Below are 18,841 nucleotides of genomic sequence, written 5' to 3'. Positions count from 1 at the left end.
GCTCGCGGGTTCCGCGTGCCCTGCCGCGGCCCGCTTCGCGGCGGCGCCGGTTTCCCGGCGCTGCCGGCTGCCGGCTGCCGGTGCGGTTCGCTTCCTGACGCCGCTCCGACGGGCACGGGCGCACGATGGTGGTGGGGCGCCGATCGCCGCGGTGCGGGCCGGTCGTCACGGCCGTTGCCTGCTCGCCGGGGTGGTGAGGAGGTCGTGATGACGCACTGGAACGGCCATGGCTACGGCCATGGGTTCGGAGGGTGGGGCCTCGGGCTGATGGCGCTGGGGCTGCTGCTGGTGCTGCTGGCGCTGGTGGCCGTCGCGGTGGTCCTGGTCCGGCAGTCGCGGTCGGCCGCGCCGCCGTCCAGAGGCCCGTGGGCCGCCGGTCCGTCGGGCCCGGCCGGGCCGGTGGGCGGGGCGCCGCCGGTGCCGGTGCCCGAGCAGGTCCTCGCGGAGCGGTTCGCGCGCGGTGAGATCGACGCGGAGGAGTACCGGCACCGCCTGGCGGTCCTGCGGGAGGCTCACGGCGGGCCGGGCGGTGGGCCGGGCGGTGGGCCCGGTGGCGGTCCACCGCCGGTTCCGCCCGCGCCGCCCCAGCCGCCCGAGAGGCCGGCCGGCTGACGCCCGGGGCCCCGCCGCGCACCTGCGCGACGGGGCCCCGGCGGGCGCCCGAAGGTCGACAAGTCGACCAGTCGTCCCTCGACCGCCCGTTTGCGGCTTCCGCCTACTCGACGACGAGCTCGACCGGGATGTTGCCCCGGGTGGCGTTGGAGTACGGGCACACCTCGTGCGCCTTCTTGACCAGCAGCTCGCCGGTCTCGCCCGCGAGGGCGTCGGGCAGCTCCACCCGCAGCACCACGGCGAGGCCGAAGCCCTCGCCGTCCCGGCCGATGGACACCTCGGCGGTCACCGACACGTCGCCGGTGTCCACCTTCGCCTGTCGGCCGACCAGGCCCAGCGCGCTGGCGAAACAGGCGGCGTAGCCGGCCGCGAAGAGCTGCTCCGGGTTGGTGCCCTCCCCGCTGCCGCCGAGGCCGGGGGGCATCGCCAGGGCGAGGTCCAGCCGGCTGTCGGAGCTGACGGCCCGGCCCTCCCGGCCGTTGGCGGTGGCGACTGCGGTGTAGAGCGCGTCCATGTCCGTTCCCTTCCGTCCTGCGGTTCGACGTCTCGGTGCGGCGGTCCGGCGGGCCGCCTGCCGAGGACAAGTAGAGCACGCAATTCAATTGCGCACAACTCAATGGTGCGTGCGGCGTCGCTACCATGGAGCCATGAGCGCCACGACCGAGCTGCCCGAGCTGCCCGACCTGCCCGACGACGCCGATCTGCTCCGCCTGGACCGGCAGATCTGCTTCTCGCTGAACGCCGCCTCCCGCGCCTTCGGGAGCGTCTACCGGGTGCTGCTGAAGGACCTCGGCCTGACCTACCCGCAGTACCTGGTCATGCTGGTCCTCTGGGAGCACGGCGACCTGCCGGTCAAGCGGATCGGCGAGCACCTCCGGCTCGACTCGGGCACCCTTTCCCCGCTCCTCAAGCGGCTGGAGGCGGCCGGTCTGGTGCGCCGCGAGCGCAGCCCCGAGGACGAGCGCTCGGTCACCGTCAGCCTCACCGGCGAGGGCTCCGCCCTGCGCGAGCGGGCCGGCCGGGTGCCCCGCCGGCTGCTGGCTGCCACCGGTCTGCCCGTCGAGGAGATGGCCGCGCTGCGCGGCCTGCTGGACCAGGTCACCCTCGCGCTCGACACCGCCGTGCCCGGGCTCGCCGCGGAGGGCTGAGCGGCCGCGGGGGTCGGGGGGTCGCCGGACGGGTCCGGCCCCCGGCCGCCCGGGCGTGCGGTCCGCCGGTCACCGCTCGGCCCCGGCCCGCCGGTGGTTCAGTCCCCGGCCTGCCGGTCGCTCAGTCCCCGGCCTGCTGCCAGGGGCCGAAGGGGCTGTCGGCTCCGGGATCGGCCTGCCGCGCGGTGCGCAGGACGGCATCCGGCCCGAGCGCCAGGACGACGCGGCGGCCGGCGGCGTCGAGCGCCACGGCCGGCGCGCCGACGATCAGCCGGCCGAGGTCGGACCACTGCGTTCCCGAGCCCCGCTGGGCGGCCGGCCGTGACGCCAGGCTGACCCCGCCGGCGTCGTTGCGGATGACCACGGTCGTCCGGCCGTCGGTTCCGGTCACCGAGGCCACGCCCTCCAGGCCGGCCGGGCCGCCCATCGACTCGGGCGTGGTGGTCCAGGAACCGTTCGGCCGGACGGAGCGGGTGACGACCTGTCCGGTGCCGGCCTGGTGGAAGTAGAGCTCCAGCCGGCCGTCGGCGGTGCGGCCCGCGGTCACCGGCCCGGCCGGGGCCGGGCCGAGGAAGGCGGCGTCCCGGGCGAAGGGGCCGCCGGGCACCGACTGCCGCCAGTGCCCGATGCCGTCCGTGGTCGGCGCGAACAGCTCGACCCGGCCGTCGGCGGCGAGGACGGCGGCCAGGCCGTCCCGCACCCGGGTGCCGCCGAGGTCGGCCCAGTCGGCCGGCCAGCCGCCGTCCGGCAGCCGGGTCAGCGCGCTGACGCCGCCGCCCGCGTTGCGGACGAAGACGGTCAGCCGCCCGTCACCGCCGAGGACCGGGACGGGACTGCCGACGAATCCCGGGGTGGCGGGGTCCGGGTTGCCGAGCACCGTCCACTCGCCCCAGCTGCCCGGGGCGGTCTGGGCGACGGTGACGACCCGGTCGTCGTCCAGCCGGACGCCGAACAGGTGGAGCAGCCCTGCGGAGTCCCGCACCACGCCGAGCCCGGACGCGAGGCCCTCGCTGCCGGGGACGGGCACCGGCCCGCCCCACGCGCCGCCCGGCTCGGACTCGCGCCAGACCTGCACCCGGCTGTCGAGCACCGCGAAGGCGTTCAGCGCGCCGCTGCCGTCCTGCGCCGCCCAGGCGGTTCCGTTCGACCAGCGCGGATACTGACGGGCCGGGAAGTCCGCGTAGAAATGCGCCTCGTCCGGATCCGGCAGGGGATCGTGGGCGCCGGAATACCATCCGCCACCACTCGCGGGGCGCTTCGGGCCCAGATAGGCGAGAAAGGTCTTCTTCTTCTCCTTCGCGGTGCTCGCGGGGAGATTCGGCGGGTCCATCCGGACGTTGTAGTCGCGGTAGTTCCGGAGCATCACCCGGCCGTTTCCGTCCGGTCCGTGATATCCGAGTGCGGCCTTTCCGGCGAATCGCGCGGCGGCGATGTGATCATTGTGATCGGCCGGATTGAGCGGGTCCCGGCTGTACCCGTACGGCACGCGCGGGTCCTGGGCGCGCAGCACGGTCGGGCGGAACCGCTCCATCAGTTCGGTGAGCGTGGCGACGAGTTCGTCGTGGGTGTAGTCCTGGTTCGCGTACGCGGGGTCGCACGCCCCGTCCGCCGGGAGGCTGCCCAGCGTGGCCTGGTGGGACGGCCCGCCGGGGCCCTCGTTGAACAGGGTGTCCAGGGTGGCCCGGTTGCCGCCGGCGGGGTAGTTCGCATCGCCGCCCTCGTGCAGCCGGAGGAACACCAGCTTGATCTGCGGCGCCTGGTCCAGGGTGTCCACCTGGACGGTCTTTCCGCTGCTCAGCCGTAGTGCGGCGGTGTTCCAGGTGGGCTCGCTCACGCCGGCCAGCCGCGCGTGCGCGGCCCGGGCGCCGGTGTCCCGGCTCGCCGAGTAGGCGCACGGGCCGGGGAACGGGGTGCCCGTCGTCTCGCCGCCGGTCAGGTAGACGGTGACGGACGGCGCCGCGTACTGCCGGCTGAGGTCCGGGTTCATGAAGAGGATGTCGTCGTCCTGGTGCGCGACGATCTGCAGGAACGATTCGGCACCCGTTGCGGCGGGCGCGACGGCTGCGGCCGGTTCGACGAGTGCCCTCGGGGCGGCACCGATGTGCATCTGGGGCGCGGCCAGGGCGGCCGACAGGACCGCCCCCACGGCTTTCGGAAGTTGCATGCGCCCCCCGGTCTCCTCGCCCCCGAGCAGGAGATCGGTGGTATCGCCCGTCGGCCCGGAACGGACTATCCCCAAGGTGATCGGCCGACGTCAAATCCCTGCTCGCGACCCCCGCCGATCGTCGGGGGTACGGGTCGGGCGTGGGCCGACAAAAAGCCCCTCACTCATCAAACGATGCAGAGCGCCCAAGACGTGGAATACCGCCGCAATCCGGACATTCGATCAAGGGGTCATTCCGCCGGGAGATCCGTGTGCGGACATTCCCGTTCGACCGGGGCGGTGATGCGCGGTGGAGGGGAATCGCTTTCCGCGGCCGGGGCGGGGCCCGGTGATCGGGCGGCCGCGGGCGTGCCGACGCCCGGCCGGGTTCGTCCCGGCCGGGCGTTCGGAGGGTGGAGCCGGCGGTCGCCGGCGGGCGGTCGTCAGCCGGCGGCCCGCTCGTTCAGGCAGAGGATGTTGCCCTCGCTGTCCTTGAACCAGGCGGCGCGCATGCCCTCGGCCTCCGCGACGCCGTCGACGGTCTTCAGCCCGGGCACGTCGTAGTCCTCGAACACCACGCCTCTGCCGCGCAGCGCGGCCATCTCGGCGTCCAGGTCCGGGACCTTGAAACTGGCCAGGGTGTGGGCGGCCTGGCCTCCGCTGGGAGTCTCGTAGATGCCGAACTCGGTGCCTCCGCACTCGAAGGTCAGGTCACCCTCCGGGCCGGTCTCGGTGAGCTTGAGGCCGAGGGTGTCGGTGTAGAAGGTCTTCGCCCGGGCCAGGTCTGCGGCAGGGATGATCGCCACCAGGGGTGCGTCTCCAAGCATGCTGATCGCCTCCTTGTCCCTCCAGCCTAGGTACGTCCGGCCGGGGGTGGCCATGCGGGACGACCGGCGGACGCCGGGCATGGCCCGGTGTGTCCGGCGGGCGACGGGGCGTCACGCCGGGGTGACGTCGCCGCCGCCGGGCGGGCCGCACGGAGCGGGATCGGCGGCCGGTGCCGGCCGGTCCCGGGCGGTGGCGGTCGCTTTCGGCGCTGCCGGGCGCTGTCGGTCGGTGCCGGTCGGTGTCAGTCGGTATCGGTCGCGGCGAGCACGGCCAGGCGCCGACGGTCCGGGGCGAGCACGGCCAGACCGATGTCCCAGGCCACCTGCTCGAACCACCACGTGCCGGCGCCGAAGCCGCGCCAGACGCAGTCCAGTGCCCGTGCTTCGACCTCGGCGACGGTGGCGCCCGCCGGGCTTCCGGCCAGCGAGGCCAGCGACCGCCAGGCCGCCAGCCGGCCGTAGGCGCCGTAGGAGCCGTGGTTGTACGCCCCTCCCGTCGACGCCGCGGCGAAGAGCACGCGCCATGCCTGGGCGGGCGTCCGGACGGTCACCGACAGCGGGGCCTCCTTCCCCGCTCCGTGCAGACACTCCAGTCCCAGGGCCAGGAGCACGGTCGGGACCGACTCGGGGTCCAGGGGTTCGGCGAGGTCGAACACGCGCGCCTCGATGCACCCGTTGGACTCTTCGGCCCAGTTCGCCACGGCCGCGCCCATCGCCTCGGCAGTGGCCGGTGTCGTCGCCTCCTGGGCCGAGGGGACACGCACGTCGGTGATCACCGCCGGTTCGCGGTTCATCGAGGACCCGTACGGCATCGAGTGGCCGCTGCCGCGGACGGAGTAGCTCGGCAGATCCGCGTGCGCCTCCACCTCGGACAGCGTCAGGGGCAGCCGGCCCAGCGGGTGCTGACTCCAGTGCGGCGACGTCACCCAGCCCGCGATCCCCGGCGTGTCCTCGACGACCACGCCCCTGAGGACCAGCTCCTGGACCAGGCAGGCCCGCAACTCCTCCGAGGACCGGCCGGTGAACGCCACGGCCAGGTCGGCCGCCCCGTGGCTGGAGGCGAGCAACGAGGCCGTGTAGGGCTCCGGCTTCCTGCCGGCGACCTCGTCCGAGGAGATCAGCCGCACCGCCTGGGGGACGTGCCCGGGAGCGGTGGTGGTCAGCAGCCGGAGCAGGTGGTCGAAGACGTACCGGTACTGCGGCATCCGCCCGGTGCCGTACGTCCCGGCGAGGGCGATGCCGAGGTCCGCGGCGAAGGCGGCGTCCCCCTGTGCGACCCGGTCGTCGATCACCGCCTCCACCTCGGTGACGTCCCTCAGTCCCGGCAGCTCCGCGACGATCTTCGCTATCTGGTCAGCCATGGCCCAGAGCCTATGCGTCCGGCCGCCCCGGCCCCTTTCCCCGGCCCCTTTCCCTGGTTCTGCCGTCACCAGGCGCCGGGTACGCGCTCCAGGACGCCGCCCGCGAAGACGTCGTACAGCGGCAGGGTCTCCAGGTGGACGTAGCCGATGTGACAGTCGCAGACCGGCAGGGGACAGGGGCGCGGGCCGAGCCGGGGCCGGTAGGAGCCGTCGTAGAGGTTGCCGAGTTCCTCGCGGACGAAGTGGCAGCGGCGGACCGTGCCGTCGCCGTCGACCGACACCACCGACTCGCCGGTGCGGCACGGACGGCCGGCGCTGGGGTGGGCGTGGCGGCTGAAGCCGAAGTGCGGGTCGAGGGCGGTCCAGTCGGCCGCCTCCGCGTCGGTGTAGGTGCGGCCCTCGGCGGCGTTGATCCAGAGGTAGACCGCCGGGGACAGCTCGGTGCGCAGCCGCCGGGCCGCCGCCAGGTGCTCGGGCTGCCCGACCACCCCGATGCTGTACCGCACGCCCAGGACGTCGAGCTCGCGGCACTTGGCGAGGAAGCGGTCGTGGCCGACCTGGCCGGGGTGGTAGGTGACCCAGAGCGCCAGGGAGCCGAGGTCCGCCTCGGCCAGCCAGCCGGTGCGGCAGCTGAGGTTGGTCTGGACGGCGACCCGGCGGACGTGCGGCAGCCGGCTCAGCTCGACCATGGCGCGCCGGTACCAGGACCGCACCAGCCCCTCGCCCCAGGGGGTGAACAGCACCGAGAGGGTGTCGCCGGTGCCGGCGCGGCCGGCCACCCAGCCGGTGAACCGCTCCAGCGCGGCCCGGTCGGCGCGCAGCTGCCCGGGGGTGTCGCGCCGCTTGGCGAACGGGCAGTACGGGCAGTCGTAGTCGCAGGAGGCCAGCGGGCCCCGGTAGAGGATGCTGAGGTCGAGGGGCCGCTCGGGCGGAGGGCCGGAGGCGGTCGGTCGGTAGGTGGCCGGTCGGTGGGTGGCGGCCGGTGCGGCGGTGGGCATGCCGAGGAAGGTCATTTCGCCTCGTATTCGGCCATCAGCGTGCGCACCTCGGGCGAGAACAGCATCGGCCCGACGGCGTCCGAGTGCGCCAGCCCCTCGGGGGACAGCCGCAGCCGCCCGGCACCGTCCGAGCCGTCGGTGCCGTTCGTGCCGTTCGTGCCGTCCGCGAGCCAGCCGCGGGCCGTGAACGCCGCCAGTTCGGCCGGGAAGTCCTCGCCCGGCGTGCTGCCGAACCGGGCCCGGTACTCGGCGAGCGCCACCCCCTCGGCCTGGAGCAGCGACTGCACGAGGTGCCTCCGGCGCGCCTCGGCCGGGGTCATCGCCCGGCCGACCACCGCACGGTCGAACGTCTCGGTGGCCACGTAGTCGTCGATGATCCGGCGCACCTCGGTGGCGTCCACCGCGTAGTCGAAGGAGTAGTGCAGCCGGGAGGTGTAGGAACGGGCGCCGCAGCCGAGACCGACCATGCCGTCGGTCTGGCAGGCGTACTCGCTCACCCCGGCCTGCGGGGCGGCCGCCCGGCGGAACATCCGCATCGACACCTGCTCGTAGCCGTGGGCGAGCAGGTGGTCGCGCCCGCTCCGGTAGAGCGCGAGCCGGCGGGCGTCCCACTGGGCCGGGCCCTCCGCCTCCCCGCGCCGGGCGAGTCCGGTCAGCGGGCGCACGTAGAGCGGGTAGAGGTACAGCTCCTCGGGCTGCCAGGCCAGCGCGGCATCCAGCGAGTGCAGCCAACTGGCCTCGGTCTGGCCGTCGATGCCGTAGATGAGGTCGATGTTGAGGACCGGGAACCCGGCGGCACGGATCCGGTCCAGCGCGGCCTCGACGTCCGCGCGCTTCTGCGGGCGGACCGCCGAGCGGGCCTCCGCGTCGACGAAGGACTGCACGCCCAGGCTCAGCCGGGTGGTGCCGCGCTCGGCGAGCACCGCGAGCCGGTCGGCGGTGGCGGTGGCGGGGGAGGCCTCGACCGACAGCGGGACCGCCCGGAGGTCGGCGCCCATCCGGTGCTCGGCGATGTCGCAGAGCCGCTCCAGCTCGGCCGCGCCGAGGTAGGTGGGGGTGCCGCCGCCGAACGCGGCGAGCGCGAACCGGGCGCCCTCGTCGAGCGCCGCCCGCACGGCGTCCGCCTGCCGTTCGAGGGCGTCCAGGTAGGCCGTGGTCAGGCCGTCCGGGCCGCCGATCCGGGTGAACAGGTTGCAGAAGCCGCAGCGCACCTCGCAGAACGGGATGTGCAGGTAGAGCGAGAGCGCGTGCTGCGGCTCGCCCGCCCACAGCTCGCGCAGCGCCGGGCGGTCCGGCAGCTCGCGGTACGCGGTCTTGTGGGGGTAGGCGTAGACGTACGACTGGTACGGGGGCGCGTACGGCGGGTCGTCGGTCGGCTGTACGGACGCGGATCCGGGTGCGGGCGCGGGCGCCGGGGCGGTGGTCATGCGGACTCCTCGGCGGGCGTGGCGGCGGGTGCGGGTGCGGCGGCGGGTGCGGCGGACGGCGGGGTGCTCGCGGGGAGCGTGAAGTGGGCGTACGGCACCGTCCAGACCACCTCGTGGCCGATCCGGTGGCCGGTGTAGCCGTCCTCCCCGTAGGCCGTGCCGTGGTCCGAGCAGACGACGGCGAAGCACGGCCGGCGGGCGCTCATCGCCGCGAACAGCCGGCCGATGTGGGCGTCCACGTACTCCAGGGCGGCGGCGTGGCTGGCCCGGCTGTCGCCGTGCTCGCGGGTCGCGCCGGGCAGGTGGAACCAGTTCGGCTGGTGCAGCGCCGAGACGTTGACGAAGAGGAAGAGCGGTCGGCCGGCGGGCTGTTCGGCGGCGACCTGCTCGGCCCGGGCGACCTGCTCCTCGAAGGAGGTCGGCGAGGGCACGCCCATCTCCGGCGACCAGTGGCTCTCCTGGAAGAGCCCGGGCAGCACCGAGCCCAGCGGGCCCTGCTTGTTGAAGAAGCCGACGCCGCCGATGCAGACCGTGCGGTAGCCGACGGAGGCGAGCGCGCCCGGCAGGTCCGGGGCGTCGAACACCCAGGTGCGCGGTGCGGTGCTCTCCGAACCGGCGAACCGGGCGGCGAACAGGCGCGGGTGCGGCCCGTCGGGCGAGGCCGGGGTCGGCAGGAAGCCGGCCAGGATCGCCTGGTGGGCGGCGTAGGTGAAGCTGCCGGGGGAGTGCCGCCGCTCCCACCGCCCACCGGGCAGGTGGGCGGCCAGGTGGGGGATCCGTCCGGCGGCGGCCAGTTCCTCGGCGACGTCGAAGCGCAGGGTGTCGAGCGTGACGAGCAGCAGGTCGTGGCTGCCGATCACGGCGTTCATGTCGGGGGAGCCGGCCGGGGCGGCGGGCGCCGGGGCGGGGGTGCTGACGCGGTGGTTCATCGGGGCTGTTCCGTACGTGGGTGGATCGTCGGTTCGGGTGCCGGCCGGGGCGCGCGCCCGCCGGGGGCGGCGCCGAGGGCGGCGAGTTGGGCGGCATAGGTGTCGAGGCCCTCGGCGGGGCCGCCGGGCAGTCCGGTGAGGCCGGGCAGCAGGTCACCGAAGGCGTTGACCTCGCCGACCACCGTCCGCCGCCACGCGGCGGTCGGCAGCACGTCGACGCCGACCACCGGGGAGTTCGGGAAGCAGGCGGCCGCCCGCTCCGCCGTCTCCAGGAGGTCGGGCCAGGCCGGTCCGGCGGCCTCCCGGGCCAGCTCCAGGCTGCCCCGGGCGCCGCCGAGGTGCAGATTGGTCATCGGCTGGGCACTGGTGCGGACCACCGCGTGGGTGGCCCGCCCGGCGACCACGACGACCCGCAGGTCGGCGGAGCGGCCCGACTGGGAGGCCTTCGGCACCCACTGCTCGACGTGCAGGCCGTCCGGGGCGAGCCGGTCGACCAGCTCCGCGACCAGCCGCTCCTCCCGGTAGCGGCGGACGCGCAGCGAATTGTGCAGCCGCCCGTCGGCGAGCTCCACCGAGGTGGTGGCCCGCAGCTGGCCGCGCGGACCGAACTCCAGCGCCACCACCCCCGAGGCGGAGGAGCCGTGGCAGGGTTTGACGAACACCCGGCGCAGGCCCTCGGCGTCCAGCCGGGCGCGGAGGTCCTCCCAGCCCGTGACGGCGGCCCCGCCGAGCGCGCGCGGCACCGGCACGCCGGCGCGCGACAGCAGCGCGTGCGCCCGCCGCTTGTCGAACATCACGGCGATCTCCTCCGGGTCCCCGAGCAGCCGCACCCCGGGGGCGCCGGCCAGCGCGCGCAGCGCGGCCGTCACCCCGGCGTACCAGGCGGCGCCGCCCTCGACCCGGGTCGGCGCGTACTGCCCGCCGAGCGCCGGTCCGCGCAGCAGCGCATCCACCGCTTCGTCCTCGCCGGGCGACTCGATCCGCAGCACGGTGCCCTCGGGCAGCCGGTACGCGCCGCGCAGCAGGTCGAGCCAGGACAGGACGGCGGGCTCGGGCAGCCCGGCGGCCCGGGCGGCGGCCGCGAACAGCGTCACCCGGCGGTGGCCGGGGTTGCCGAGCACGGTCAGCCGCCCGTCCGGCGGGAGCCGGTGCTCCGGCCGGGCGGGGCGCTCCGGCCCGGCGGGCTGCGGGGCACGGGCGCGGTCGGCGCTCCGGGGGCCGGCGCTCCGGGGGGTGGTCGTCAGCATCGGTGCCCGCCTACTCGGCCACCGCGACGTAGCGCCACTCGTCCTCGTCGTCCTCCTCCGCGTCGGAGAGGTCGACGTCCACGCCCGGAAGGGCCTGGCGCACCCGCTCCTGCATGGCCTCGGTGAGGTAGTGGTGGTGCAGGTCGAGGGACGTGAGGTGGGTGAGCGGCTGCCCGTCGAGCAGCGCCGCGGCGCCGTCGTCGCTCAGCACGCCCATCGCCAGGCTGAGCGACTCCAGCTGCGCCACCACCGGCGCGTGCGCGACGGCGGCCGCGATCTCGTCCTGGAACTCGCTGTTCTCCAGGCCGAGGTGGCGCAGCGACGGGAGCCGGGTGCCGGCCAGGATCGGCGCGAGGTCGCCGATCGTGGCGTCACCGCCGTACTCGTCCGCGCCGAACCACAGCTCCAGGCGCTCCAGCGCGGGCAGTTCGCACGCCGCGACGGCCTGCACCACGTCGTCCGGCAGCCCGCCGCTCTCGAACCTCAGACCGGTCAGCCGGTCGTGGCGCACCGGGTCGAGGCGCAGGCCGTTGCCGCCGCGCACGACCAGCTCGGTGAGCCCCGGGAAGGCCTTCAGGACCGGGGTGACGTCCGACATCTCCAGCCAGGAGATCTCGCAGTCCTCGGAGGTCACATCGGCGATGAACAGCGCCTCCAGGGCGGGGAACCGTTCGGCGTCGGCGACGATCCGGGCGAGCGTGTCGGCCACCGGCCCGTAGTCCCGCATCCACCAGGGGCCGATGAGCAGGGCCCGGACGCCGGCCGGGTCGACCGCGCCGAGGAAGGCCGACCAGAGCTCGTCGAAGCCCTGCTCGGCGCCGTAGCCGACCGACAGCCGCCAGGCGGCGGCGTCCGCCGCGGGCAGCTCGTCGGTCAGCAGACGCCGCCGGTGCCTGTCGGGCTCGTTGAGCGAGAGGTTGACGACCGGCAGGTCGAGGAAGCGGTCGGCGTGGTTGGTGATGAACACGGGTGCCCCCCTGGGCGGCATGGCTGGTGCTGGTGCTGGGTGGATGCGGACGGCGGCGCTGGAGCGGACGGGAGGAGCGGGTCGACGGCGGGCCGGCCCGCGGGCTATTCGGCCACGGCGACGTAGCGCCACCGGTCGTCCGGCTTGCCGGCCTCGGAGAGGTCGATCGCCACGCCGGGCAGCGACTCGCGCAGCCGCTGCTGCATGGCCTCGGTGAGGTAGTGGTGGTGCAGGTCGAGGGACGTGAGGTGGGTGAGCGGCTGGCCCTCCAGCAGCGCCGTCGCGCCCTGGTCGGTGAACACGCCCATGGACAGGTTCAGCGACTCCAGCCGGGGCACCACCGGGGCGTGCGCGAGGGCGGCGGCGATCTCGTCCTGGATCTCGCTGTTCTGCAGGCCGAGGTGGCGCAGCGCGGGGAAGCGCGCGCCCTCCAGGAACGGCTGGAGGTCCTCCAGCCGGGTGGTGCCGCCGTAGTTCGCCACCCCGAGCCAGAACTCCAGCCGCTCCAGCGCGGGCAGTTCGCTCGCCGCGACCGCCTGCGGCACCGCGGCGGGCAGGCCGCCGGACTCGAACCGCAGTGCCCGCAGGTGCTCGTGCCGCACCGGCCGGAGCCCGACGCCGTCGCCCTCGACCGACTCCTCGGAGGCGCCGCGCACGACCAGCTCGGTGAGCAGCGGGAAGGTCGTCAGGACCGGCGTCACGTCGGTCATGTCGATCCAGGAGATCTCGTTCTCCTCGTACGTGATGTCGCCGATGAACAGGCCGCGCAGGGCGGGCAGCCGCTCGGCGGCGCCGAGGATCGCGGCCAGCGGCCCGGCGAAGCTCTCCGGTCCGTCCTGCGACCACTCGCCGACCACCACGGCGGTCACCCGGGTGCTGTCCACGCGGTCCAGGAACTGCCGCCAGCGCGCCGCCCAGTCCTCCTCGGCCTCGAACTCGACGGCGATCTTCCAGGCCGCGGCGGCCGGCTCGGGCAGCTCGGAGCCTCCGTCGACGGCCGCGACGAAGTCGAAGACGGGAAGGCCGTGGAACTCCTCGATGTGGTTGTTGACCGTCATGCGCTGCTCCTCGGAGGGTCGGTGCGGGCCGAACAAGTGTCTACCAGCCCCGACCGACAATCCGGTGCCGGGGGCCTCGCCCGGGCGCGTTGTACGCTCCCTCCCCGGCAGTCCCCGGGCGTCCCGCCGGCCCCGTGCGGCACCGCCGTCACCCGGGCACCGGGCGTCGTTGTCGGACCCCTGCCCTAGGGTCCGTGGCGTGGGATTGCGCTGCGTCGTCGAGTCGGTCAGGGAGGGCTGATGTTCCGTCAAGGAGATGTGCTGATGGTGCCGGTGGTGGAGGAGGCGGTGCCGGCCCGGGTGGGGTCGCTGGCCGCGCAGCCCCGGGACACCCGGGGGCGGCTGGTGCTGGCGCTGGGCGAGGTCACGGGCCACGCGCACGCCGTGGTCGGCCCGGGGGAGCTGCGGCGCGAGTCGGGGGAGCTCGGCACGGCGTGGCTGCACCTGCCGGAGGGCGGCCGGGTGGTGCACGAGGAACACGCGGCCATCCCGCTGCCCAAGGGCTGGTACCGGGTGGTCCGCCAGCGCGAGTACGTGCCGGGCGCGGTGCGGATGGTCGCGGACTGACGGACGGCGGCGCGCCGGGGCGCGCGGACGAGGGACATGGATCGGGGCGGGCGCGCGGCGCCCGCGGCACGGCCGGGCGGGGTGCCCGGGCGGGAACGGAGAGTGTGATGGTGACTGGACAGACGGCACCGGCCCCCGCGGCGGGCGGGGCGGCCGGGGTGACGGCCCGCTGGCGGGCGGCGGCGGCCGCCACCGGCCCGGCGGACCGGGCCGGCGTCGAGCGGGCGGTGCGGGCCGCGTACCGGGCCGTGGGCCTGGCCGAACCGGCCGCCGTCCGGTGGTTCGGCTCGCCGCTGGCGGCCGTGGAGGCGGCGCTGGAGCTGCGGGCGGCGGGCGCCGTGACGGTGCGCGAGGCGGTGCGGACCCTGCCGTGGGACGCGGTGCGCCGGCAGGCCGTCGAGCGGACCGGCGCGGTCGGCTGGGCGCCGTTGTGGGCGCTGACCGGCGCCGAGCTCGGCCCGGTGACCAACGCGCTGGCCGACCGGATCCGCGGGGCCGTCCTCGACCGGCTCGCGCCCGAGCCGGACACCGAGAACGACGAGGACGACGTGATCGAGGCCGCCCGCGAGCGCCGGACCACGGTCCGGATCGCGCTGCTCGACGCCGTGCGCGGTCAGCACGACGCGCCCTGGTTCGCCGCCTTCGAGGCGGCCGGGGTGCTGGGCACGGCGCCCGGCGCGCCGGGCGGCCCCGAGGGCGGGGCGATCGCCGCGCTGGCCGAGGTCGCGCGCGGCGCCGGCTGGTGGTGGCCGTACGCGGACGTGGTGCTGATCAGCGAGCGCCCGGTGGCGCTGCACCGCGACGAGGCGGGCCGGCTCGACCACGCCGACGGCCCGGCCCTGGCCTACTCCGACGGCTTCGACCTGCACGCCTGGCGTGGCATGCCGGTGCCCGCCGACTTCCTCGCCGGGCTCGGCGACGTCACCGTCGAGCGGATCCGTACCGAGGAGAACGCCGAGCTGCGCCGCGTCCTGCTGGAGCACTACGGCTACGAGCGCTACCTGTCCGACGCCGGAGCCGTCCCGGTGCACCAGGACGAGACCGGCCGGCTCTGGCGGATCGACCTGCCCGCCGACGAGTCGGTGGTGATGGTCGAGGTGGTCAACTCGACCGCCGAGCCCGACGGCACCTTCCGCACCTACTGGCTGCGGGTGCCGCCGACCACGATGACCGCCCGCGCCGGGGTGGCCTGGACCTTCGGCATAACCGAGGCGGAGTACCACCCGCAGCGCGAGACCTGAGCGCGTGGTGCTCCGCCGTACGGCCCGCTCCGGTCGGCGGCGCGGGACCGGGCCCGGTCACCGGAAGGCGGCGGCGTTCCGCCGGGCCCATCCGGCGAACGGGGTGGCCGGGCGCCCCGGCAGCCGTTCGGCGGCCGCGCCTGACGCCCGCCCGGGCGCGCGGCACCGCCCGCGCCTGGGACGGGCGCGGGCGGTGCGGGTTCGGTGCAGCGGTGGGATCAGTGGACGTCGATGCCGTCGAAGGAGCCGATGACGGCGTCGCCACCGACGTTGGTGATCTCGCCGCCGGCGAGCTGGTTGCCGGTGCCGATGACGGTGATGGTCGTGGTGTTGACCGTCACCTCGTCGGCGAAGGCCTGGGTGGGCAGGGAAACGGCGCCGACGGCGGCGAGGAGGACGGCGAACGTACGGACGGTGCGGTACATGATGGTTATCCCTTCGTGGACCAACGGTACTTCGAACCCTAGATACCGGCGCCGCGTCATAGAAAGGAATGTCACCCGAACGGGTTGCTGAACGTGTCGTCCGGGCCGAGCCCGTCGTTGAGCAGGGTTTGCATCGAATGGAGGGTCACTCGGCGATCGTTCTAGCGGATGATCATACGGCTGGCCTGGGGCGGAAATGACGAGTCCGTCACGCGGATGTCCCGATCGAGTGCATGCGGCCGCGATCCCACGCCACCGGCCCGGCGCATCGCCGATGATGCTGCCATGTCGGGAAGAGTGATGGCATGGGCGGGCGGAACCGTGGCGGTGGCTGCCGCGGGCGGCCTCATCGGGTACTTCGGCAGCGTGGGGTGGGAGAAGTCCAGCTGGGTGGCCGGCGTGACGGGACTGTTCGTCGCCGTGGCCGCCCTGGCGGTGACCGTCTGGGGGTTGGTGCTCCAGCACCGGGCCGGAGGTGGGGCCGGGGCCGGCGGTCAGCACGTCGCGGCGAACGTGCGAGGGTCCGTGAACCTGGTGCGGGGAGCGGACGGCAACGTCAGGATCAAGAGCGGTTCGCCGGGCGCTCCACCCCCTCCGGGCACCACCCCGGCCGCGTACGCGGCTCCCGTCGGGAACCAGTCGGTGACCGGTGACATCTCCGGCCCGGTCAACCTGATCGACGGTGCGCAGGACGTCGAGCTGGAGTGATGCCCTGGAACGCGCCGGACGGTGCCGGCCGGCCGGGCGGGTGCTGGACCCTGTGCGCGATCGCGTCAGCCGGTGCCGACGGGCCGTCCGGCGCGGGCGAGCAGGACCGGCTGGAAGAAGCCGGTGGCGGCGGGCGGCTGCCACTCCACGGCGGTGAAGCCCGCCTCGGCGGCGAACCGGGCGAGCCGGTCCCGGGTGAGCGCCCAGTACGTGGCGCGGTGCACGCTCACCGGGCCCCAGTCCTGGTCGTTCCCGTCCGGCGGCCCGGTGAGCCGGAAGAGTTCCAGGTCGTACCGCTCGCCGTCCTCGTGCCAGTGCCACAGCTGGAAGGAGACGACCCGCCGGCCGTCGCCGTCCACCGACACCCGGGGCTCCGTCGCCGTCGGCCGGTCCCGCCGGAGGTCGTCGTAGGGGCGGGTGGAGAGCATCAGCAGTCCGCCGGGGCGCAGCACCCGGCGCAGTTCGGCGAGAGCGGCGCGCACGTCCGTGGCGGTGAGCAGGTGCGGCAGCGCGTTGTCGGCGCACACCACGGCGTCGAAACGGCCGTCCGGGCAGGGCAGCCGGCGCATGTCGGCGGCCGCGGTGGGCAGGCGCAGCCCGCGCGCCGCCGCCTCGCGCGCGGCCCGCGCGGCGGACACCGGGCTGAGGTCGGTGCCGGTGACCCGGTGACCGCGCGCGGCCAGCCCGAGCGCCTGGGTGCCGATGCCGCAGGCGCAGTCGAGCACGTCCGCGGGGGCGTCGCCGAGCCGGGCGCGCAGGAGCGCGTCGAGACTCGCGCCCTGCTCGGCGACGCTCGCCTCCCAGTCGGCGTACACCAGGTGGTAGCCGGCGGCCAGCCGGTCGTAGAAGCGGGTGAGGGAGCGGAGCGGGGCGACGGAGGGACCGGTCGGACCGGTCGGTTCGTCGTCGCGGCCAGGATCACTCATGCGGCCACGGTACCGGTGCCCCGGTCAGTCCCTCCCGGGCCGGTAGACGGTCAGGGCCCGGTGGGCCTTGGCCAGCCGGAGGGCGCCGGCGGCCGGAACGGACTCGCCGTCGACGGCGATCCGGTCGGCGTCGCCCAGGGCTTCGAGGTCGAGGGCCCGGATCCGGGCGGCGTGGTACACCCGGGAGCGGGCGAGCGTCCCCGACAGGAACGCGGCGGCGAGCCGGGTCCGGGCGAACGGCCGTCCGCCGTCGACCACCCGGACGTCCAACAGGCCGTCGGCGAGGCCGGTCCGGTGAGTGGGGGCGAAGCCCGGCGGGTCGTAGGCGCCGTTGCCGGCGAACAGCAGCCAGAGCCGGCGCTCGCGCCCGCCGGCCCGGACGGTGACCGGTTCGGCGCTCGCCAGCACCCGGGCGGTGGCGACCGCGAGCGCCGGCCACTTGCCCAGCCGGTCCTCGAACGCCTCGCGCACCCGGACCAGTTCGGGGTAGACGCCCAGGCTGAACGTGTTGAGGAAGTGGCGGCGCTCGGTGTCGTCGGCGGCCAGGCCGAGGTCCACCCCGCACGCCCGCCCGGCGGTCACGGCGGCGGCGGTCGCCTCGATGCCGTCGATGCCGAGGTCCAGCGCGAAGTGGTTGAGGGTCCCGCCGGGGAAGACGGCGAGCGGCAGGTTCCGTTCGACGGCCAGCCCGGCGGCCAGGTTGACGCTGCCGTCGCCCCCGCAGACGCCGAGCGCTCCGCCGGCCTCCGCGGCCCGGTCGGCGGCCTCGGCGAGCAGCGTGGGCAGGTCGTCCCCGGGCCCGCAGAGCCGGACGTCGGCCCGGGGAAGCAGCGCGCGCAGGGCGGCAGCCGTCTCCTCGGGGCCGTCGGAGGTCAGCGCGCCGTTGCCGGAACCGGAGTTGACCACCACCGACAGGCCCGCCCCCTCGGGCAGCGCCGGGGCCGGCCGGCGCGGCGGCGCGGCCGACGGCGGCACGTCGCTGGAGCGGGGCCACCAGCGCAGGGTGAGCGCCGCGAGCGAGGAGCCGAGCGCGAACCCCGCCAGGACGTCGCCCGGGTAGTGCGCTCCCGTGTACACCCGGGAGGCCCCGACCGCGAGCGCCACCGGGGCCACCACGGCGGCCGCCACCGGCGATTCGATCGCGACGGCCGTGGCGAAGGCCGCGGCGGAGGCCGAGTGACCGGAGGGGAAGGAGGTGGTGACCGGCTGGCGGAGCAGCCGCCGGGCGGCCGGCACCGGGTCGAGCAGCGGACGCGGCCGGCGGGTGAGCTGTTTGGCCGCCACATTGGCCACCGACGACGCGAGGGCCAGCGAACCCACCCCGCGCAGGGCCGCCCGCCGCCCGGACCGCCCGCCGACGGCCCCGAGCACCGCGGCCGCGCCGAACCACAGCACCCCGTGGTCGGCGGCCCGGCTCAGTCCGCGCAGCCACGGCCCGAGCCGCGACCCGGCGCCGAACGGGCGGCGGGCCACGGCGATCCGCTGGAACAGGGTCTGATCGATCACGTCCAGTCGCCTCATCCGCCCTACCCTAGGCCAACTCCCCCCGATCACGCCGGGCGAGCGGCGCCGGAGCACGGCCCCGGCCCGGACGTCGCGGTCACCGCACAGGTCCTCGGGGCGCGGTGGACCACCCGTGAGGGCATCGGCCGGTGCGCGGACCGACCGTACCGGGGACGCGTGGGGCCAGCGGCTTCCGGCTGGAGTACGACGGCTTCCGGCTGGTGCCGGACCTCGGCCACGCGACGTTCCCGCGACTGCCGGAGCACTGCCCCGGCGGACACGTGGACGCGGTCGTGATCACGCACGAGCACCCCGACCACTGAGCGGACGTCGGTCCGCTGTGCCGCGCGCGCCTGCCCCTGTACTGCGCGCCCGGCGTGATCGGAGGACCTGCTCGACGTCCCCGACGTGCACCCGCTTCCGTCGAGCCACCGGGTGGGACCGTTCCGGCTCGACACCGCGCTGTTGCCGTATCACGTTCCGCACGCCGGAGTGCGGCTGACCGCGCCGGGTCCGACCCTCGCCTGCAGCGGCGACGCGGGACCGGACCCCGCCCTCGCCCGGCCGGCCGCGGAAGCGGACCTGTTCATCGCCGGCGCCACGCTCCAGGGACCGTCCGCCGACGGTGGCGACCCCCACCCGACGAGTGCCGTGGAGGCCGGGGCAGGGGCGACCCGTCGCGGGGCCCGGCGGCGACCGCACGCGCTCGACCGCAGACGCCCGGAGCGCCTTTCCGGGCGAGGTGATCGCGGCC

The 18,841-nt window shown here is 75.5% G+C and carries 19 protein-coding genes; 6 read left to right on the top strand and 13 right to left on the bottom strand.

Annotation, left to right across the window (positions count from 1 at the left end):
* Nucleotides 1–207 precede the first annotated feature (207 nt).
* Entirely contained in the window at nt 208–612 is a 405-nt protein-coding gene (locus ACFXAM_RS06865) for an SHOCT domain-containing protein (RefSeq protein ID WP_380288151.1), read from the top strand.
* A 103-nt stretch (nt 613–715) separates the two neighbouring features.
* On the opposite strand, the gene ACFXAM_RS06860 is transcribed toward ACFXAM_RS06865, so the two are convergent.
* The gene (locus ACFXAM_RS06860; protein WP_380288149.1) at nt 716–1,126 is read right to left on the bottom strand and encodes an organic hydroperoxide resistance protein; all 411 of its coding nucleotides are present in this window, start codon (nt 1,124–1,126) and stop codon (nt 716–718) included.
* 133 nt (nt 1,127–1,259) lie between these two features.
* On the opposite strand from ACFXAM_RS06860, the gene ACFXAM_RS06855 reads away from it, so the two are divergent.
* Nucleotides 1,260–1,760 (top strand): MarR family winged helix-turn-helix transcriptional regulator, encoded by a 501-nt coding sequence (locus ACFXAM_RS06855; RefSeq protein ID WP_380288147.1) that lies wholly within the window; start codon nt 1,260–1,262, stop codon nt 1,758–1,760.
* A 121-nt stretch (nt 1,761–1,881) separates the two neighbouring features.
* On the opposite strand, the gene ACFXAM_RS06850 is transcribed toward ACFXAM_RS06855, so the two are convergent.
* The 9 genes from ACFXAM_RS06850 to ACFXAM_RS06810 all read right to left on the bottom strand — a co-directional run bounded on the left by ACFXAM_RS06850 (nt 1,882) and on the right by ACFXAM_RS06810 (nt 12,717).
* Nucleotides 1,882–3,924: a hypothetical protein gene (locus ACFXAM_RS06850; RefSeq protein WP_380288145.1), complete on the bottom strand. Its 2,043-nt coding sequence runs from the start codon at nt 3,922–3,924 to the stop codon at nt 1,882–1,884.
* 422 nt (nt 3,925–4,346) lie between these two features.
* Nucleotides 4,347–4,730, bottom strand: a complete 384-nt coding sequence (locus ACFXAM_RS06845) for a VOC family protein (RefSeq protein ID WP_380288143.1) — start codon at nt 4,728–4,730, stop codon at nt 4,347–4,349.
* A gap of 242 nt (nt 4,731–4,972) precedes the next feature.
* Nucleotides 4,973–6,091: a DUF6183 family protein gene (locus ACFXAM_RS06840; protein ID WP_380288141.1), complete on the bottom strand. Its 1,119-nt coding sequence runs from the start codon at nt 6,089–6,091 to the stop codon at nt 4,973–4,975.
* Between the two features lie 65 nt (nt 6,092–6,156).
* Nucleotides 6,157–7,089, bottom strand: a complete 933-nt coding sequence (locus ACFXAM_RS06835; protein WP_380288139.1) for an STM4011 family radical SAM protein — start codon at nt 7,087–7,089, stop codon at nt 6,157–6,159.
* An 11-nt stretch (nt 7,090–7,100) separates the two neighbouring features.
* Nucleotides 7,101–8,516 carry an STM4012 family radical SAM protein gene (locus tag ACFXAM_RS06830; RefSeq protein ID WP_380288137.1) on the bottom strand — a complete coding sequence of 472 codons (1,416 nt, stop codon included), beginning with the start codon at nt 8,514–8,516 and terminating at the stop codon, nt 7,101–7,103.
* Nucleotides 8,513–9,385: an STM4013/SEN3800 family hydrolase gene (locus ACFXAM_RS06825; protein ID WP_380288212.1), complete on the bottom strand. Its 873-nt coding sequence runs from the start codon at nt 9,383–9,385 to the stop codon at nt 8,513–8,515. The genes ACFXAM_RS06830 and ACFXAM_RS06825 overlap by 4 nt, the downstream gene beginning before the upstream one ends.
* Nucleotides 9,386–9,441: 56 nt before the next feature.
* Nucleotides 9,442–10,692: an STM4014 family protein gene (locus ACFXAM_RS06820; RefSeq protein WP_380288135.1), complete on the bottom strand. Its 1,251-nt coding sequence runs from the start codon at nt 10,690–10,692 to the stop codon at nt 9,442–9,444.
* Between the two features lie 10 nt (nt 10,693–10,702).
* Nucleotides 10,703–11,680, bottom strand: coding sequence for an STM4015 family protein (locus tag ACFXAM_RS06815; protein ID WP_380288133.1), 978 nt, complete (start codon nt 11,678–11,680; stop codon nt 10,703–10,705).
* An 83-nt stretch (nt 11,681–11,763) separates the two neighbouring features.
* Entirely contained in the window at nt 11,764–12,717 is a 954-nt protein-coding gene (locus ACFXAM_RS06810) for an STM4015 family protein (protein ID WP_380288131.1), read from the bottom strand.
* 240 nt (nt 12,718–12,957) lie between these two features.
* On the opposite strand from ACFXAM_RS06810, the gene ACFXAM_RS06805 reads away from it, so the two are divergent.
* Entirely contained in the window at nt 12,958–13,284 is a 327-nt protein-coding gene (locus tag ACFXAM_RS06805) for a hypothetical protein (protein WP_380288129.1), read from the top strand.
* A 107-nt stretch (nt 13,285–13,391) separates the two neighbouring features.
* A complete protein-coding gene (locus ACFXAM_RS06800; protein ID WP_380288128.1) occupies nt 13,392–14,525 on the top strand; it encodes a DUF6745 domain-containing protein in 1,134 nt (377 codons plus the stop codon).
* Nucleotides 14,526–14,743: 218 nt separating this feature from the next.
* Here the strand turns inward: ACFXAM_RS06800 and ACFXAM_RS06795 are convergent, their stop codons facing one another.
* Complete coding sequence (locus ACFXAM_RS06795; RefSeq protein ID WP_380288126.1) at nt 14,744–14,950, bottom strand: hypothetical protein; 207 nt, start codon at nt 14,948–14,950, stop codon at nt 14,744–14,746.
* A 285-nt stretch (nt 14,951–15,235) separates the two neighbouring features.
* On the opposite strand from ACFXAM_RS06795, the gene ACFXAM_RS06790 reads away from it, so the two are divergent.
* Nucleotides 15,236–15,658 carry a hypothetical protein gene (locus ACFXAM_RS06790; RefSeq protein WP_380288124.1) on the top strand — a complete coding sequence of 141 codons (423 nt, stop codon included), beginning with the start codon at nt 15,236–15,238 and terminating at the stop codon, nt 15,656–15,658.
* Between the two features lie 65 nt (nt 15,659–15,723).
* On the opposite strand, the gene ACFXAM_RS06785 is transcribed toward ACFXAM_RS06790, so the two are convergent.
* Complete coding sequence (locus ACFXAM_RS06785; protein WP_380288122.1) at nt 15,724–16,584, bottom strand: class I SAM-dependent methyltransferase; 861 nt, start codon at nt 16,582–16,584, stop codon at nt 15,724–15,726.
* A gap of 24 nt (nt 16,585–16,608) precedes the next feature.
* The gene (locus tag ACFXAM_RS06780; RefSeq protein ID WP_380288120.1) at nt 16,609–18,105 is read right to left on the bottom strand and encodes a bifunctional phosphatase PAP2/diacylglycerol kinase family protein; all 1,497 of its coding nucleotides are present in this window, start codon (nt 18,103–18,105) and stop codon (nt 16,609–16,611) included.
* A 131-nt stretch (nt 18,106–18,236) separates the two neighbouring features.
* Between ACFXAM_RS06780 and ACFXAM_RS06775 the strand changes: the two genes are divergently transcribed.
* Entirely contained in the window at nt 18,237–18,410 is a 174-nt protein-coding gene (locus ACFXAM_RS06775) for a hypothetical protein (RefSeq protein ID WP_380288118.1), read from the top strand.
* Nucleotides 18,411–18,841 lie beyond the last annotated feature (431 nt).

Source organism: Kitasatospora sp. NPDC059462, assembly GCF_042749955.1.
Classification (GTDB): domain Bacteria; phylum Actinomycetota; class Actinomycetes; order Streptomycetales; family Streptomycetaceae; genus Kitasatospora.
Note: the sequence above shows the minus strand (reverse complement) of the source record. Positions and strands in the feature narration are given on the sequence as shown.

Bases quoted from the DNA above. Each gene is read 5' to 3' on its own strand.
- ACFXAM_RS06865 (WP_380288151.1), top strand. From the start codon at position 208: ATGACGCACTGGAACGGCCATGGCTACGGCCATGGGTTCGGAGGGTGG.
- ACFXAM_RS06860 (WP_380288149.1), bottom strand. From the start codon at position 1,126: ATGGACGCGCTCTACACCGCAGTCGCCACCGCCAACGGCCGGGAGGGC.
- ACFXAM_RS06855 (WP_380288147.1), top strand. From the start codon at position 1,260: ATGAGCGCCACGACCGAGCTGCCCGAGCTGCCCGACCTGCCCGACGAC.
- ACFXAM_RS06850 (WP_380288145.1), bottom strand. From the start codon at position 3,924: ATGCAACTTCCGAAAGCCGTGGGGGCGGTCCTGTCGGCCGCCCTGGCC.
- ACFXAM_RS06845 (WP_380288143.1), bottom strand. From the start codon at position 4,730: ATGCTTGGAGACGCACCCCTGGTGGCGATCATCCCTGCCGCAGACCTG.
- ACFXAM_RS06840 (WP_380288141.1), bottom strand. From the start codon at position 6,091: ATGGCTGACCAGATAGCGAAGATCGTCGCGGAGCTGCCGGGACTGAGG.
- ACFXAM_RS06835 (WP_380288139.1), bottom strand. From the start codon at position 7,089: ATGCCCACCGCCGCACCGGCCGCCACCCACCGACCGGCCACCTACCGA.
- ACFXAM_RS06830 (WP_380288137.1), bottom strand. From the start codon at position 8,516: ATGACCACCGCCCCGGCGCCCGCGCCCGCACCCGGATCCGCGTCCGTA.
- ACFXAM_RS06825 (WP_380288212.1), bottom strand. From the start codon at position 9,385: ATGAACGCCGTGATCGGCAGCCACGACCTGCTGCTCGTCACGCTCGAC.
- ACFXAM_RS06820 (WP_380288135.1), bottom strand. From the start codon at position 10,692: ATGCTGACGACCACCCCCCGGAGCGCCGGCCCCCGGAGCGCCGACCGC.
- ACFXAM_RS06815 (WP_380288133.1), bottom strand. From the start codon at position 11,680: ATGCCGCCCAGGGGGGCACCCGTGTTCATCACCAACCACGCCGACCGC.
- ACFXAM_RS06810 (WP_380288131.1), bottom strand. From the start codon at position 12,717: ATGACGGTCAACAACCACATCGAGGAGTTCCACGGCCTTCCCGTCTTC.
- ACFXAM_RS06805 (WP_380288129.1), top strand. From the start codon at position 12,958: ATGTTCCGTCAAGGAGATGTGCTGATGGTGCCGGTGGTGGAGGAGGCG.
- ACFXAM_RS06800 (WP_380288128.1), top strand. From the start codon at position 13,392: ATGGTGACTGGACAGACGGCACCGGCCCCCGCGGCGGGCGGGGCGGCC.
- ACFXAM_RS06795 (WP_380288126.1), bottom strand. From the start codon at position 14,950: ATGTACCGCACCGTCCGTACGTTCGCCGTCCTCCTCGCCGCCGTCGGC.
- ACFXAM_RS06790 (WP_380288124.1), top strand. From the start codon at position 15,236: ATGTCGGGAAGAGTGATGGCATGGGCGGGCGGAACCGTGGCGGTGGCT.
- ACFXAM_RS06785 (WP_380288122.1), bottom strand. From the start codon at position 16,584: ATGAGTGATCCTGGCCGCGACGACGAACCGACCGGTCCGACCGGTCCC.
- ACFXAM_RS06780 (WP_380288120.1), bottom strand. From the start codon at position 18,105: ATGAGGCGACTGGACGTGATCGATCAGACCCTGTTCCAGCGGATCGCC.